This is a genomic window from Kosakonia sp. HypNH10 (assembly GCF_029850615.1).
GTDB classification, from domain to species: Bacteria; Pseudomonadota; Gammaproteobacteria; order Enterobacterales; family Enterobacteriaceae; genus Kosakonia; species Kosakonia cowanii.
Window position 1 is genome coordinate 219,758 of the sequence record NZ_JAOTIU010000004.1, and the last position, 13,634, is coordinate 233,391.

At 55.4% G+C, this 13,634-nt stretch carries 14 protein-coding genes and 3 tRNA genes; 5 read left to right on the forward strand and 12 right to left on the reverse strand.

What is annotated here, in order from left to right; all coding sequences use genetic code 11:
• Positions 1–11: 11 nt before the first annotated feature.
• The 11 genes from deoB to N7V53_RS13395 form a co-directional block, all read right to left on the reverse strand.
• The gene (gene deoB / locus N7V53_RS13345) at positions 12–1,235 is read right to left on the reverse strand and encodes a phosphopentomutase (protein WP_042716009.1); all 1,224 of its coding nucleotides are present in this window, start codon (positions 1,233–1,235) and stop codon (positions 12–14) included.
• A 51-nt stretch (positions 1,236–1,286) separates the two neighbouring features.
• The gene (gene deoA / locus N7V53_RS13350) at positions 1,287–2,609 is read right to left on the reverse strand and encodes a thymidine phosphorylase (protein WP_279793649.1); all 1,323 of its coding nucleotides are present in this window, start codon (positions 2,607–2,609) and stop codon (positions 1,287–1,289) included.
• Between the two features lie 86 nt (positions 2,610–2,695).
• Positions 2,696–3,475 carry a deoxyribose-phosphate aldolase gene (gene deoC, locus N7V53_RS13355; RefSeq protein WP_279793650.1) on the reverse strand — a complete coding sequence of 260 codons (780 nt, stop codon included), beginning with the start codon at positions 3,473–3,475 and terminating at the stop codon, positions 2,696–2,698.
• A 250-nt stretch (positions 3,476–3,725) separates the two neighbouring features.
• A complete protein-coding gene (locus tag N7V53_RS13360; RefSeq protein ID WP_279793651.1) occupies positions 3,726–4,517 on the reverse strand; it encodes a TatD family hydrolase in 792 nt (263 codons plus the stop codon).
• A complete protein-coding gene (locus N7V53_RS13365) occupies positions 4,514–5,584 on the reverse strand; it encodes a patatin family protein (RefSeq protein ID WP_076768940.1) in 1,071 nt (356 codons plus the stop codon). The genes N7V53_RS13360 and N7V53_RS13365 overlap by 4 nt, the downstream gene beginning before the upstream one ends.
• A gap of 118 nt (positions 5,585–5,702) precedes the next feature.
• A complete protein-coding gene (locus N7V53_RS13370; protein WP_023480205.1) occupies positions 5,703–5,864 on the reverse strand; it encodes a DUF1328 family protein in 162 nt (53 codons plus the stop codon).
• A 127-nt stretch (positions 5,865–5,991) separates the two neighbouring features.
• Positions 5,992–6,609, reverse strand: a complete 618-nt coding sequence (osmY, locus tag N7V53_RS13375; protein WP_023480446.1) for a molecular chaperone OsmY — start codon at positions 6,607–6,609, stop codon at positions 5,992–5,994.
• 378 nt (positions 6,610–6,987) lie between these two features.
• Positions 6,988–8,577, reverse strand: a complete 1,590-nt coding sequence (gene prfC / locus N7V53_RS13380; RefSeq protein ID WP_279793652.1) for a peptide chain release factor 3 — start codon at positions 8,575–8,577, stop codon at positions 6,988–6,990.
• A gap of 91 nt (positions 8,578–8,668) precedes the next feature.
• Complete coding sequence (gene yjjG / locus N7V53_RS13385) at positions 8,669–9,346, reverse strand: pyrimidine 5'-nucleotidase (protein ID WP_124969963.1); 678 nt, start codon at positions 9,344–9,346, stop codon at positions 8,669–8,671.
• Positions 9,347–9,364: 18 nt separating this feature from the next.
• The gene (gene rimI, locus N7V53_RS13390; RefSeq protein WP_124969966.1) at positions 9,365–9,805 is read right to left on the reverse strand and encodes a ribosomal protein S18-alanine N-acetyltransferase; all 441 of its coding nucleotides are present in this window, start codon (positions 9,803–9,805) and stop codon (positions 9,365–9,367) included.
• Positions 9,774–10,187, reverse strand: coding sequence for a DNA polymerase III subunit psi (locus tag N7V53_RS13395; RefSeq protein ID WP_042716030.1), 414 nt, complete (start codon positions 10,185–10,187; stop codon positions 9,774–9,776). The genes rimI and N7V53_RS13395 overlap by 32 nt, the downstream gene beginning before the upstream one ends.
• Before the next feature lie 277 nt (positions 10,188–10,464).
• Here N7V53_RS13395 and rsmC point away from each other — a divergent pair, with 277 nt between their 5' ends.
• From rsmC to N7V53_RS13415, 4 genes are all read left to right on the forward strand, one after another.
• Positions 10,465–11,496 carry a 16S rRNA (guanine(1207)-N(2))-methyltransferase RsmC gene (gene rsmC, locus N7V53_RS13400; protein WP_279793653.1) on the forward strand — a complete coding sequence of 344 codons (1,032 nt, stop codon included), beginning with the start codon at positions 10,465–10,467 and terminating at the stop codon, positions 11,494–11,496.
• 165 nt (positions 11,497–11,661) lie between these two features.
• Positions 11,662–11,748, forward strand: a tRNA-Leu gene (locus N7V53_RS13405).
• 28 nt (positions 11,749–11,776) lie between these two features.
• Positions 11,777–11,863: transfer RNA gene (locus tag N7V53_RS13410), tRNA-Leu, on the forward strand.
• Positions 11,864–11,894: 31 nt separating this feature from the next.
• Positions 11,895–11,981: transfer RNA gene (locus N7V53_RS13415), tRNA-Leu, on the forward strand.
• A 34-nt stretch (positions 11,982–12,015) separates the two neighbouring features.
• On the opposite strand, the gene N7V53_RS13420 is transcribed toward N7V53_RS13415, so the two are convergent.
• Positions 12,016–12,255 (reverse strand): DUF1435 domain-containing protein, encoded by a 240-nt coding sequence (locus N7V53_RS13420; protein WP_023480310.1) that lies wholly within the window; start codon positions 12,253–12,255, stop codon positions 12,016–12,018.
• Between the two features lie 246 nt (positions 12,256–12,501).
• Here N7V53_RS13420 and N7V53_RS13425 point away from each other — a divergent pair, with 246 nt between their 5' ends.
• Positions 12,502–13,566, forward strand: a complete 1,065-nt coding sequence (locus tag N7V53_RS13425) for a GGDEF domain-containing protein (RefSeq protein WP_279793654.1) — start codon at positions 12,502–12,504, stop codon at positions 13,564–13,566.
• The last annotated feature ends 68 nt before the right edge of the window (positions 13,567–13,634 follow it).

The following is a 13,634-nucleotide window of genomic DNA, read 5'->3' on the forward strand; positions in this document are numbered from 1 at the left end:
GCCCAAAAAGATCAGAACATGGCTTTGCCATACTCCATATCAGAGACGCCGAAGTAGCGGGCGATCGTCTGACCAATATCAGCGAAGGTCTCGCGGTGTCCCAGCGAGCCTGCTTTTACTTTCGGGCCGTAGATCAGTACCGGAATGTGTTCGCGGGTATGATCGGTGCCTTTCCAGGTCGGATCGCAGCCGTGGTCGGCGGTGAGGATCAGGATATCATCTTCACCCACCAGCTCCATCAGCTCCGGCAGACGGCGGTCGAACAGCTCCAGCCCGCCCGCATAACCGGCGACATCGCGGCGATGACCCCAGGAGGAGTCAAAATCGACGAAGTTGGTAAAGACGATGGTCTTATCACCCGCTTCTTTCATCTCGGTGATGGTGGCATCAAACAGCGCGTCGAGGCCGGTAGCCTTCACTTTTTTGGTGATACCGCAGTTGGCGTAGATATCGGCGATTTTACCGACGGAGACCACCTGCCCATCCTTCTCCTCGACCAGTTTTTGCAGCACCGTCGCGGACGGCGGCTCAACGGCCAGATCGTGACGGTTGCCGGTACGCTGGAAGTTACCCGCTTTGTCGCCCACAAACGGACGCGCGATAACGCGGCCAATGTTGTAGCCGCCTTCGGTCAGCTCTTCACGGGCAATTTCGCACAGCTCATAGAGCTTATCGAGACCAAAGGTCTCTTCGTGGCAGGCAATCTGGAACACCGAGTCGGCAGAGGTATAGAAAATCGGCTTGCCGGTTTTCATATGCTCTTCGCCGAGCTGGTCAAGAATGACCGTCCCGGAGGAGTGGCAGTTGCCGAGATAACCCGGCAGGTTAGCGCGCTCGACCAGCTTATCCAGCAGCTCCTGCGGGAAGCTGTTTTCGGTATCGCTGAAGTAGCCCCAGTCGAAAAGTACTGGTACACCGGCGATTTCCCAGTGGCCTGACGGCGTATCTTTCCCGGAAGAGAGTTCATGCGCCCAGGCATACGCGCCAATAATCTCGGCGTTGCCGTCCATACCGGCAGGGATCTCGCCGGTTGCGCCTTCGTGGGCTTTCGCAAGCCCGAGGCGAGTGAGATTCGGTAGATTAAGCGGACCTTTGCGCCCGGTATCTGCTTCACCTTTCGCACAGGCTTCAGCGATGTGGCCGAGAGTGTCGGAACCCGCGTCGCCGAAGCGATCCGCGTCTTCTGTCGCGCCGATGCCGAAAGAGTCCAGCACCATGATAAATGCACGTTTCATATGTTCTCCGTACCTTGTGCTTTGAAAAAAAGCGATCAGATCAGTATACCGCTATTCAGTAATGCGGCGATAGACCGTCGGTGTCTCTTTTGGTGCGCGGTCGCTCACACTTATCGCCGCTTTCACCACCTGTGCGGCGCTCTGCCAGCTGGCTTCATCTTTAGCGTGAATAATGGCGAGCGGGCGTTGGCCATCAACCTGTTCACCGAGGCGCACCATATCGGTTAAGCCAACGCTGTAATCAATGGTATCGGATGCCTGACGACGACCGCCGCCCAGCGAGACCACCGCCATACCCAGTTCGCGGGTATCCATTGCGCTGACAAACCCTTCATCGTCGGCGTACACCGCCTTGCTCAGGGTCGCCGTCGGTAAATAGCGATCGTAGTTCTCAACAAAATCATGGGGGCCTTTCTGCGCGGCGACCATGCGCCCGAAAATCTCGGCCGCTTTACCGTTATCCAGCACCGCCTGCAATTTGGCGCGCGCGTCAGCGTCATCTTTCGCCAGTTTGCCGGAGATGAGCATTTCGGCGCTGAGGGCCATCGTCACCTCAAACAGGCGCGGATTACGGTATTCACCCGTCAGGAACTGCACCGCTTCGCGCACTTCCACTGCGTTACCGGCGCTGGAGGCCAGCACCTGATTCATATCGGTCAGCAGCGCGGTCGTGCGCACGCCCGCACCGTTGGCAACGCCCACAATCGCTTCCGCCAGCTGTTCTGAACGCTCATAGGTCGGCATAAACGCCCCGCTGCCCACCTTCACATCCATCACCAGCGCATCAAGCCCTTCCGCCAGTTTTTTGGCGAGGATCGAAGCGGTAATCAGCGGAATGGAGTCAACGGTGGCGGTGATATCGCGGGTGGCGTAGAAGCGCTTATCCGCCGGTGCCAGCGAGTTGGTCTGGCCGATAATCGCCACGCCCACCTCTTTGATGATGTCGCGAAAACGCTGGTCGGAGGGGAAAATATCAAAGCCCGGAATCGCTTCCAGCTTATCGAGCGTGCCGCCCGTATGGCCGAGGCCGCGCCCGGAGATCATCGGGATATAGCCGCCGCAGGCTGCCACCATCGGGCCGAGCATCAACGATGTCACATCGCCAACGCCGCCGGTGGAGTGCTTATCCACCACCGGGCCATTAAGATCGAGGCTTTTCCAGTCAAGCACGGTTCCGGAATCACGCATCGCCATGGTCAGCGAGACGCGCTCTGGCATGCTCATATCGTGGAAGAAAATGGTCATCGCCAGCGCGGCGATTTGCCCTTCAGAAACGGTGTTATCGCGAATTCCGTTGATAAAGAAACGGATTTCTTCATCACTCAGCGCGATGCCATCGCGTTTTTTACGAATAATTTCTTGAGCGAGAAACAAGGTAACCCCCTGAGGATAGAGAGGGCCGGGCAACAGATTCAGCCCGGCAATATGGCTAGTGATGGCGCAGCGCCATCAGGCAATTATCAGTAAGCGCTGCCGCTTTTACCGTCGCCGTGACCGAGCGCTTTCAGCAGGCTCGCCAGCAGGCTGGACGCGCCAAAGCGGTAGTGACGCGCATCGGCCCAGTCGGCGCCAAACAGCTGATCGGCAATCGCCAGGTACTGCTGCGCATCTTCCGCCGTGCGCACGCCGCCCGCCGGTTTAAAACCAACGCTTTTTTCCACGCCCATATCGCGGATCACTTCCAGCATGATGCGCGCGCTCTCAGGCGTAGCGTTGACCGGCACTTTACCGGTGGAAGTTTTAATAAAATCAGCCCCGGCTTTGATTGCGATTTCAGAAGCTTTGCGAATCAATGCCTCCTCTTTCAGCTCACCGGTTTCGATGATCACTTTCAGCAGCACATTCGCCGCCGCACAGGCCTCTTTACACGCTTTCACCAGATCGAAACCGACCTGCTCGTTACCGGCAATCAGCGCGCGGTAAGGGAAAACAACGTCCACTTCGTCCGCGCCGTAGGCGATGGCCGCGCGGGTTTCCGCCAGCGCAATCCCGATATCGTCATTACCGTGCGGGAAGTTGGTGACGGTAGCGATGCGGATCTCTGGCGTCCCCTGCTCGTTCAGGGTCTTACGCGCAATCGGGATAAAACGTGGATAGATACAGATCGCGGCAGTATTGCCGACCGGGGTTTTCGCCTGATGGCACAGCGCAATGACTTTCTCATTGGTGTCGTCATCATTCAGGGTGGTCAAGTCCATCAGTTTCAGCGCGCGCAGGCTGCTGGCAGTTAAATCAGTCATATTCTCTCCGACGGCATAATGCCGGTTTCAGTTCGGTTTTGTGAGTATTCTAACATTCACCCACAATTACACTTCGACACGCATCACAGTTAGCAAAAAGTTTGCTTACGCTTGCATAACTGCAACGAGACATTGATCAAATTATTCTGGTACAGAAAGGCGACCACGCGTGGAGGCAGCCGCAGCAAGCCCACGCCATTTGAATGTGAGAATTTTAACACAGGAGAGTCTGCCTGCCGACGAAAAAGCGTTACAGCCGCGAATCAGGCAGAGCGAAGAGCCGTTGGGTATTGTGAAACAGTGCATTAGCAATCACATCCGGCGCTTCCTGGCGCAGCTCGCAGAGGGTTGCAAAAACGTTTGCCGCCCGCTCCGGGCGGTTGGGCTGCCCCTGAAAGCCGTTCAGCGGCATATCGGGCGCGTCGGTTTCAAGCAGCAGCGAGGCGAGCGGCAGCTGCGCCATCACATCGCGGGTTTTGCTGGCGCGCGGATAGGTAATCGTGCCGCCAACGCCGATGCAGTAGCCAAGATCGATAAAACGCTGCGCCTGTTGCAGGCTACCGGCAAAGCCGTGCACCACGCCGGTTCGCGGCAGGTTATGCTTTTTCAACTGCATCGCCAGCTTGTCATGGGTGCGGCGGGAGTGAAGAAGCACCGGCAAATCATAGCGCTTCGCCATTTTTAGCTGCGCATCAAGCAACTCCTGCTGGCGTTCAAACTGCGGATTATCGCGATAAAGGTCGAGGCCGATTTCGCCGATGGCGATCACCTTCTCAGGCCGGGTGGCAAGCAGCGCATCCAGCTCTTCAAGGCTCTGCTGCGTATGCTCCTCCACCACAATCGGGTGCAGGCCGAGCGCGGCATAGAGGGCGTGATGCTGCTGTGCAAGCTTGCAGACGCGGTCAAAATATTGGGCAGCGATGGCAGGCACAATAATGCGCTCGACGCCCGCCTCTGCCGCGCGGGCGATACTGGCCGCTTCATCGCCTTTGAAGGGTTCAAAATCGAAATGGCAGTGGGTATCGATAAAGCGAAAACTCACGCGCTGTCCTCGTTATTGAGCGAAATATCATTGGCCTCCGGCGCGGTCACCAGCGGCAGATCAAGCGCGTCGTTCGCCACTTCGGCGGGCGGCACCACGCGCGTGGTCGGCGCGACCACCGGCGTATAGCGCAGCAGCGGCGGCGTCTCCGCCAGCAGTTTGCCCACCGTCGCCAGGAAGTAGCGCCCGCACAAGCGGCCAATTTTATAATCTTCCCGTAGCGCCGGTAAACGGCTGCCGAGCGCCATGCTTTTTAATAGCTTCGGCGGGTAGATTTCGATGATGCGCAGCTTGCCCGGCGGGGATTCAATAAACTGCTGCGTGGCGAGATAGCTCTTCTCATGGTGCTGCACCAGGTTGACCAGCGACTGCAGGCTGCTTTCGCCGAGCCAGCGCTCCATACGCTTAAACCACTGCGGCGTGTAGTACATCTGCGACGGCACGGTGCGGATCACCACGATGGTGTCGGCCCCACGACGCGCGGCTTCCTGCACGGGTATGGCGTCGCTAACGCCACCATCAAGGTAGTTCACGCCGCTCAGCGCCACGCCGGTGCGATAAAAGCCTGGAATGGCGCTTGAGGCACGGATCAGATCGAGCCATGTCTGGTGATTGGGTAAAAAATACTCCGCCGAATAATCATCCTGGCGGCAGGCGCACATGTAAAAGGCTTTGCCGGCGTCAAAAGCGCGTACGCCATGATCCATTGCCAGTGGCATCTCCGTCGCGGTGGCGTTAACCAGCCAGTCAAGATCGATAAGGTTGCCCCCGCGCACAAAGCGCAGCGGGTCGAAAAATTCCCGTCGGGTGGTGTAGCGCATAATCACTTTACGCGCGTAACCCGGTTGGTTGCAGACATACGCCGACAGGTTCTGCGCGCCGGCAGAGGTGCCAAAGAAGAGATCGAAAGGGTTGAAGTCGGCGCGCATAAACTCATCCAGCACGCCCGCGGTAAAGATGCCGCGCTGGCCACCGCCTTCGCACACCAGTGCCAGACGTCCCGGTCGAAAGGGTTTCAGCGCCAGCGGCGCAATATTGCCGAGCGTGATGGGAATATGTTGCCCCACTTCGTTTTCCTTTTAAGCAATTGTCACAACAAAGTAGCGCAATATTTAAGACCCTGAAACAGCAAAGCCAGTCACGAGGACTGGCTTTAATGTAACCGAAGTTTAAGCGTGTTAAACGCTACGGGCGCCGACGACCCATGAACAGGCTGACCAGGAACAGAACGATACCAACGATGAAGACGATTTTCGCCGCACCGGCTGCTGTACCTGCCAATCCACCAAAGCCCAGAGCGGCGGCAATTAACGCGATAACCAGAAAAATAATGCCCCAACGAAACATAAAACTCTCCTTAACCATAGTTAATGTCGACCGCAAGCGATGGGCTCTCAGATGCCCATCCGCGATATTTCCTGCCAAGTATCTATCGCGCCCGGACATCGCCAGGCGCGGATTTTCTCACGTACTCTTATTTAACTTTCAGGTCGTTCTTCACGCTTTTCACGCCATCAACTGCTTTGGCGATGCTTTCAGCGCGCTCACTTTGAGCCTTGGATTCCACCGTACCGGATAACTGAACAACGCCGTCAGTGGTTTCCACTTTCACCATACGGGACGGGACGTTTTCATCGGCCAGCAGCTTCGCTTTGATTTCGCTGGTGGTGGCGGTATCACCCGCGTAACCTTTTGCAGTGCTCTCTTTCGCATCGCGAACGTGCAGTTTGTCGCTTACAGAAGCTACACCTTCTACACCTTTCGCCACGGAAACCGCCTCTTCAGCCTGTTTCTGGCTTTCGACGAAACCGCTCAGGGTTACCACTTTTTTGTCCGTTTTCACGGAGATATCGGTGCTTTTAATGCTTTCATGATCGACCAGCGCCGCTTTAACTTTTGCAGTAATGGTACTGTCGTCCATGAATCCACCGACTTTATTCATAGAGCTATCAATTTTGTCCCCTGCACTGGACGCGGTGCTTTGCGCTTTATCAGTGGTGGTTTCCGCCGCCAGGGCAGAACCCGTGGTCAGAACAGAGCCCAGCGTAATAGCCAGCAGGGTTTTAGAAAGAGTCAGCTTTGTCATAGTCATCGATGTTATTCCTGTATGTTTGCCCACCATTTGGGCCGCTGCAGCAAGAAGCTGCCAACTGCTGCGGTGAAACTCACCGTATCAACGTCAATGGTTGCGATCACATTCCGGCAAATCGCTGCGCTGATGCAGTTGTTAATGTTATCTTGTGATGGGTTGAGTGGATAAAAGACCATTAAACACGTATTGAGCAGTACTTTCGGCCACGCACCTTGTCATCACTTTGTTAAATATAGATCACTATCGACAAAGATCCTGTTGGAGTGCGTAAAAAGCGAGCAACAGACAGAAAAAGCGAGGGTTTTAAGAACTTTCCGCAAGAAACGGCAGGGTGGAAAAGAGGCCGGAGCGCGGCTTCTGCCGCGCTCCGTAGAGGGATTAGTGTTCGCGGGTTTTATGGAAGGTCACTTCCGGGTAACGCTCCTGGGTCAGGTTGAGGTTAACCATGGTCGGCGCGATATAGGTCAGGTTATCGCCGCCATCGAGCGCCAGCTGGATCTCGTTCTTACGCTTGAACTCTTCGAACTTCTTCACATCGCTGCTCTCTACCCAACGCGCGGTTGCCACGTTGACGGACTCATAGACCGCTTCGACGTTGTATTCGCTCTTCAGACGCGCTACTACCACATCAAACTGCAGCACACCCACCGCGCCGACAATCAGATCGTTGTTGGCAATCGGGCGGAAGACCTGCACCGCGCCCTCTTCTGAAAGCTGAACCAGACCTTTAAGCAGCTGTTTCTGTTTCAGCGGGTCGCGCAGGCGAATACGGCGGAAGAGCTCAGGGGCAAAGTTCGGGATGCCGGTGAACTTCATCATTTCACCCTGCGTGAAGGTGTCGCCAATCTGAATGGTGCCGTGGTTGTGCAGACCGATGATGTCGCCCGGGTAGGCTTCTTCAACGTGAGAACGGTCGCCTGCCATAAAGGTCAGCGCATCGGAGATCACCACATCTTTACCGGTACGAACCTGGCGCAGCTTCATCCCTTTTTCGTAGCGCCCGGAAACCACGCGCATAAAGGCAACGCGGTCACGGTGCTTCGGATCCATGTTGGCCTGGATCTTAAAGACAAAGCCGGTGAACTTCTCGTCGTCCGCTTTCACTTCGCGCACGTCGGTTTTACGCGGCATCGGCGGCGGTGCCCATTCAACCAGGCCATCCAGCATATGATCGACGCCAAAGTTACCGAGCGCGGTGCCGAAGAAGACCGGCGTCAGCGCGCCGCTCAGGAAGAGATCCTGGTCGAACTCATTGGAGGCACCCTGCACCAGCTCCAGCTCATCGCGCAGCTGCTGGGCCAGATCCTCACCGACGGCGGCATCCAGCTCCGGGTTATCAAGCCCTTTAACGATGCGGACTTCCTGGATGGTGTGGCCTTTACCGGTCTGATAAAGGTAGGTTTCATCTTTATAGAGGTGGTAAACCCCTTTGAACAGCTTGCCGCAGCCAATCGGCCAGGTGATCGGCGCGCAGGCGATCTTCAGCTCGCTCTCTACTTCATCCAGCAGCTCCATCGGATCGCGGATGTCACGGTCGAGTTTGTTCATAAAGGTGAGGATCGGCGTATCGCGCAGACGGGTCACTTCCATCAGCTTACGGGTACGATCTTCGACGCCCTTAGCCGCATCGATCACCATCAGACAGCAGTCAACGGCGGTTAAGGTGCGGTAGGTATCTTCGGAGAAGTCTTCGTGCCCCGGGGTGTCGAGCAGGTTGATCAGGTTCTCGCGGTACGGGAACTGCATCACGGACGTGGTAATGGAGATACCACGCTGCTTCTCCATCTCCATCCAGTCAGATTTTGCATGCTGGTTGGAGCCACGGCCTTTTACAGTACCAGCGGTCTGGATCGCCTGTCCGAACAGCAGCACCTTTTCGGTGATGGTAGTTTTACCGGCATCGGGGTGCGAGATGATAGCGAACGTGCGGCGCTTCGCTACCTCTTGGTAATAAGGAGACAACGTCATAATTGAGATCTTCTGTGTAATTGCGCGGCACTGAGCCCCGCGTTAAAGACGAAAAATGCGGCTATTGTACTCAACGGTTGAGTGCAGACAATCAATGTTTACACAGGAGTTGCTCCAGTTCGTTCAGGGACGTCACCGTCCAGGTCGGGTTGATACCTTCAGGCAGCGCGCGGTTGTGGGCATTGAGCCAGCAGGTCGAGAGCCCCGCGTTGATGCCGCCCAGAATATCTGACTCCGCCGTGTCGCCAACCATTAAGACGCGATCGCGGGATGGGTTACCGGCCTGCTTCAGCGCATACTCAAAGATGCGCGGATCCGGTTTAGCCACGCCAACCTGTTCAGAAATCACTAACAGATCAAAATAGTCGCGCAGGCCGGTGCGTTCCAGCCGGATTTGCTGCAAGGCGGTAAAACCGTTGGTGATGATGCCGATTTTCACTTTGCCCTTCAGGCTGTCGAGCAGCGACACCGCACCCGGCAGCGGCGCGCAGATTTCCGCCATCGCGTTAAGAAAAGCTTCATTAAGCATGCCCGGCGGCACATCCAGCCGCTCGGACCAGCTCTGGAAACGCTGATGCTGCAACTGTAGCGCGGTGATGGCGCCGTTCTGGTAATCGACCCATAAAGGTTTATTAACAGATTGATATTCTGCGAAATCCTGGTCGGTGAATGTCACGCTATAGTCAAGAAACATCCGTTGTAAGCCGCCAAACGAGTCGAAGGTGAACAGCGTTTCGTCAGCGTCAAAGAGTATCCAGTCCCATTTCATTACATCACCTTTATTCAATTACAGAGGAAGCGCCATGATGATGGCATCCTCACGCCCGTGGGTCGTGGGATAGTAGTTGCGCCTGATAGTCGCTTCGTTAAAACCTAAACTTTCATACAGCGCAATGGCGGGCTGGTTAGAGGCGCGAACCTCCAGCCACAGCGTCAACACATCGCGCTTTTCCAGCTCGCTGATCAGATGTTCAAGCAACTGGCGGCCCAGCCCCTGGCGCTGCCAGGCGGGATCGACGGCGATATTGAATAGCGTGGCTTCATCAAGCACCACCTGCGTAATGGCGAAGGCTGCCATCTCGTCGCCCACCATCAGCCGATAGTTGAGGTAGCGCTCCCCCTGATTGCTGGCGAGCGTTTTTTCGCTCCAGGGGAAGGCGTGCGCCCGGGTCTCTATTTCGTAAGCGCGGGGCAGATCAGTCGTGCTGAGGGAAGAAATCGTGTTCATGTTCGCAGATTTGTTGCCATAAGGCGGCGCGTGCCGCAGGGTTTGCGCGTAGCTCATCAACAGCGGGCGTCGAGACCTGCGCGCCCGACAGCGGCAGCGGCGCATCAATGCCCAGCAGCCAGCTGTTGCAATGGCTCTCAGGCGGCAGCATCGCGACGCGATCCGGGGTGAGTTGCAGCACCTGATCTGCCGTCACGGTCAGGGCACGCAGCACGTCGGTGACAAGCGGATCGTTTAATGCAGGCAGCGCCGGCGAGACCATTACCAGACGAATATGCGCGGGCAGCGAAATGGCGATCTCGCCCTGTAACGCCGTCGGGCGGCGCAGGGTCCACTGGGTAATGCCCAGTTGCTGTAATTGCCAGTCGCGTCGGGAAGTCATCGTGAAACACTCCTGTATCAGGCGCGCAAATATAACAAACTCGTCGAAAATGCGCCATCAACACGCGGCGTATAGGGATAAAGACGCAGCCAACAAAGATGCAGAGTGAAGGATAACGTGTTACACAAAATCATTCGTGTTGCGTCGAGGCGGCAAGGATGAATATCCCCAGGAGCTTACAAGAGTAAGTGACTGGGGTATGAAGACGCAGCCAACAAAGAGGCAGCGCGAAGGATAACGTGTATAATCGCCGGCTCAGTTTAAAGAGGAACACGTAATGTCTGCTTTTACCCCGGCAAGTGAAGTCTTGCTGCGCCACAGTGATGATTTCGAATCTAACCATATTCTTTTTGCCGGTGATCTGCAGGATGACCTGCCTGCTCGTCTGGAGAGTGCCGCGAGCCGTGCCTGGACCCAACAGTTTCATCAATGGCAAACCCTGAGCCAGCAGATGGGCGAGCGCGCCAGTTTTAGCCTGGTGGCGGATAGCGCGATGATTGGCGAGAGCGATACGCTTATTTATTACTGGCCGAAAAATAAGCCGGAAGCGCTGTTTCAACTGATGAATTTGCTTTCGCTGCTGCCGGTGGGAACGGATATTTTTGTGGTTGGCGAAAACCGCAGCGGCGTGCGCAGCGCCGAGCAGATGCTGGCTGAGTATTGCACGCTGAATAAAGTCGACAGCGCGCGTCGCTGTGGGCTTTATCATGGCCGCCTCGATAAAAATCCTGCCTTTGATCCTGACGGTTTCTGGGGCGAGTACGCGCTGGACTCCCTGACCATTAAAACCATGCCGGGCGTCTTTAGCCGCGATGGGCTGGATGTGGGCAGCCAGTTGCTGCTCTCCACGCTGACGCCGCATACCAAAGGCAAAGTGCTGGATGTTGGCTGCGGCACTGGCGTGTTGGCGGCGGCGCTGGCAAGCCATTCGCCGAAAGTACGTTTGACCCTGTGTGACGTCTCGGCACCGGCGATTGAAGCCAGCCGCGCGACGCTTGCGGCGAACGGGCTTGAGGGCGAGGTTTTCGCCAGTAATGTCTTCTCTGAGGTGACCGGTCGCTTCGATATGATCATCTCCAATCCGCCGTTCCATGACGGGTTGCAGACCAGCCTCGAAGCGGCACAAACACTGATTCGCGGCGCGGTTCGTCATCTCAACAGCGGCGGCGAGTTGCGCATTGTGGCGAACGCCTTCCTGCCCTATCCGGACGTGCTGGATCAAACCTTCGGTTTCCATGAAGTGATCGCGCAGACCGGACGCTTTAAGGTTTACCGCACCGTGATGACGCGCCAGGCACTGAAGAAATAAGCCCTCTCCCCGGCGGGCCTGCTCGCCGGGTGAATTTCCCTGGCTGTTAGCCGACGCCCATTTTTGCAGCAATCGACGACTCTGCGCGCAATTAACTGTTGACGAAAAGTTGAAAACATCTAGAATGCGCCTCCGTGGTAACGATACTTCTGGTATCGATGGTATGCGAAGGTGGCGGAATTGGTAGACGCGCTAGCTTCAGGTGTTAGTGTCCTTACGGACGTGGGGGTTCAAGTCCCCCCCCTCGCACCATAAACCACGCAGATATCGCTCGCACTGTGCGAAGGTGGCGGAATTGGTAGACGCGCTAGCTTCAGGTGTTAGTGTTCTTACGGACGTGGGGGTTCAAGTCCCCCCCCTCGCACCAACGAGGCGATATCTACAAGTAAGATGACTGTGCGAAGGTGGCGGAATTGGTAGACGCGCTAGCTTCAGGTGTTAGTGTCCTTACGGACGTGGGGGTTCAAGTCCCCCCCCTCGCACCAGATATCTTGCTCACCCCTCTTCTCTCCCCTTCTGTTACATCATCATTTTCAAATTCAGCAGCATCAAAATGACTCCGCCAATCAGAGCAATGCTTGATGGCAACAGGACGTAATGACGTAACCGTTTGTGGTAAAGCATTACTGGCGTCAATAACAAACCCAGTAAAATTACCGCGCGCCAGCTGTTGACCGAAAGGTCTGCCAGCACTAATGCGGCCACAATCATGCCCGGAAAAACGATCCCCCAACGACTTCCCAACGCGCGCTGCAGCATGGTTTCATCTCTTCAATCACGAATGATAACCAATATCATATGATAAAATTTCTCATTTGTCAGCGAGGTCGTACTGTCTGAAGATTCTGCATCTTCTAATGACAGCCATTCAGTAAGGTGATAAATTAAGCACCGCTTAAATAAAAATTCTTATTACTAATATTTCGCGATGACGATTTCATTGCGTAACTTTATTTTACGACTCATAACGCACTGAAAAACTGCGGATAAATACGACTTATAGGTATGACATCACAAACATGGCAATCTCTTTGTAATAAGAGATATCGATTGTCCCTACGTCTCTTTTTACTGCTCAACGCCATTTCAGCACTCTTTTCTATGATGGTGCCGCTCTACAATCTGCACGCTGTGACCGTGCCGGTTGGCGCGATCTTCACGCTCAGCGCGGTATTGCCCGCGTGGCACAAATTTTACCCCAGAAGCAAAATCAACATCACACTGATCTCACTGCTGTTTGGCTGCCTTTGGGCGTGGCATGTGGTTCTTAAAGCGAAACTGATAGGAGATGATGCTTCGGCCTATCTGTTAATTGCGCTGCTCAGCGTTCTGTTTATTGGCACTATCGCTTTCTCCAATAATGTCATCGCCTTCCTGCTCCACTCCCTACCGCTTTTTGTAACCTGTTTGTGGCTGAATGAATCTGAAAGCTGCATGCGCCTCATCTATAGCTTCTCTCTACCCGTTATCGGCATTGCTATTCAGCATGCGATTCAGAAGCGTAACGATAGCTTCGCCCGCGCTTTGATGCAGCGCCTGATGCAGGAGCGGAAAACGCTTAACGACCTGAGCATGCTCGACCCACTCACCGGTCTCTATAACCGCCGCGGATTGCAGCATAAACTCGATAACCTGCTTGCTGTCGATGACAGCAGCCGTTTTGTCCTGCTGTTGGATATCGATCACTTCAAAGCCTATAACGACCATTACGGGCACATGATGGGCGACCAGGCGCTTATCCGCGTCTCTGCTGCGCTGCGCGACGCGGTGCGCTCACGGGATATCGTGGCGCGCTTCGGTGGCGAAGAGTTCATGATTTTGTTGAATAACATCGACCAGGATCAGGCGCGGATGGCCGCAGAGCATATCCGCCAGCGGGTCTACGACCTGAAGATCCCCCATATGTTTAATGAAAGCGTCGCCACTAATGTCACCGTCAGTATCGGTATTGCGCCGTTGCAGAATAACGATATTGATGCCGCGCTGACGCAGGCGGATAAAGCGCTGTATGAAGCCAAGCACTTAGGCCGTAACAGTATTCTGGTCAGCGGAGACTTACAGATCGCCTGATGTGCGCTGGCGCTAACTTTACGATAAACATCTTGCTATCGGTTTCGCCTCTGGATAGGATTGGCAAT

Coding starts and splice junctions, on each gene's coding strand:
- N7V53_RS13395 (WP_042716030.1), bottom strand. CDS start 10,187: ATGACTTCCCGACGCGACTGGCAATTACAGCAACTGGGCATTACCCAG.
- rsmC (WP_279793653.1), top strand. CDS start 10,465: ATGTCTGCTTTTACCCCGGCAAGTGAAGTCTTGCTGCGCCACAGTGAT.
- N7V53_RS13420 (WP_023480310.1), bottom strand. CDS start 12,255: ATGCTGCAGCGCGCGTTGGGAAGTCGTTGGGGGATCGTTTTTCCGGGC.
- deoC (WP_279793650.1), bottom strand. CDS start 3,475: ATGACTGATTTAACTGCCAGCAGCCTGCGCGCGCTGAAACTGATGGAC.
- rimI (WP_124969966.1), bottom strand. CDS start 9,805: ATGAACACGATTTCTTCCCTCAGCACGACTGATCTGCCCCGCGCTTAC.
- yjjG (WP_124969963.1), bottom strand. CDS start 9,346: ATGAAATGGGACTGGATACTCTTTGACGCTGACGAAACGCTGTTCACC.
- osmY (WP_023480446.1), bottom strand. CDS start 6,609: ATGACTATGACAAAGCTGACTCTTTCTAAAACCCTGCTGGCTATTACG.
- prfC (WP_279793652.1), bottom strand. CDS start 8,577: ATGACGTTGTCTCCTTATTACCAAGAGGTAGCGAAGCGCCGCACGTTC.
- N7V53_RS13425 (WP_279793654.1), top strand. CDS start 12,502: ATGACATCACAAACATGGCAATCTCTTTGTAATAAGAGATATCGATTG.
- deoB (WP_042716009.1), bottom strand. CDS start 1,235: ATGAAACGTGCATTTATCATGGTGCTGGACTCTTTCGGCATCGGCGCG.
- N7V53_RS13370 (WP_023480205.1), bottom strand. CDS start 5,864: ATGTTTCGTTGGGGCATTATTTTTCTGGTTATCGCGTTAATTGCCGCC.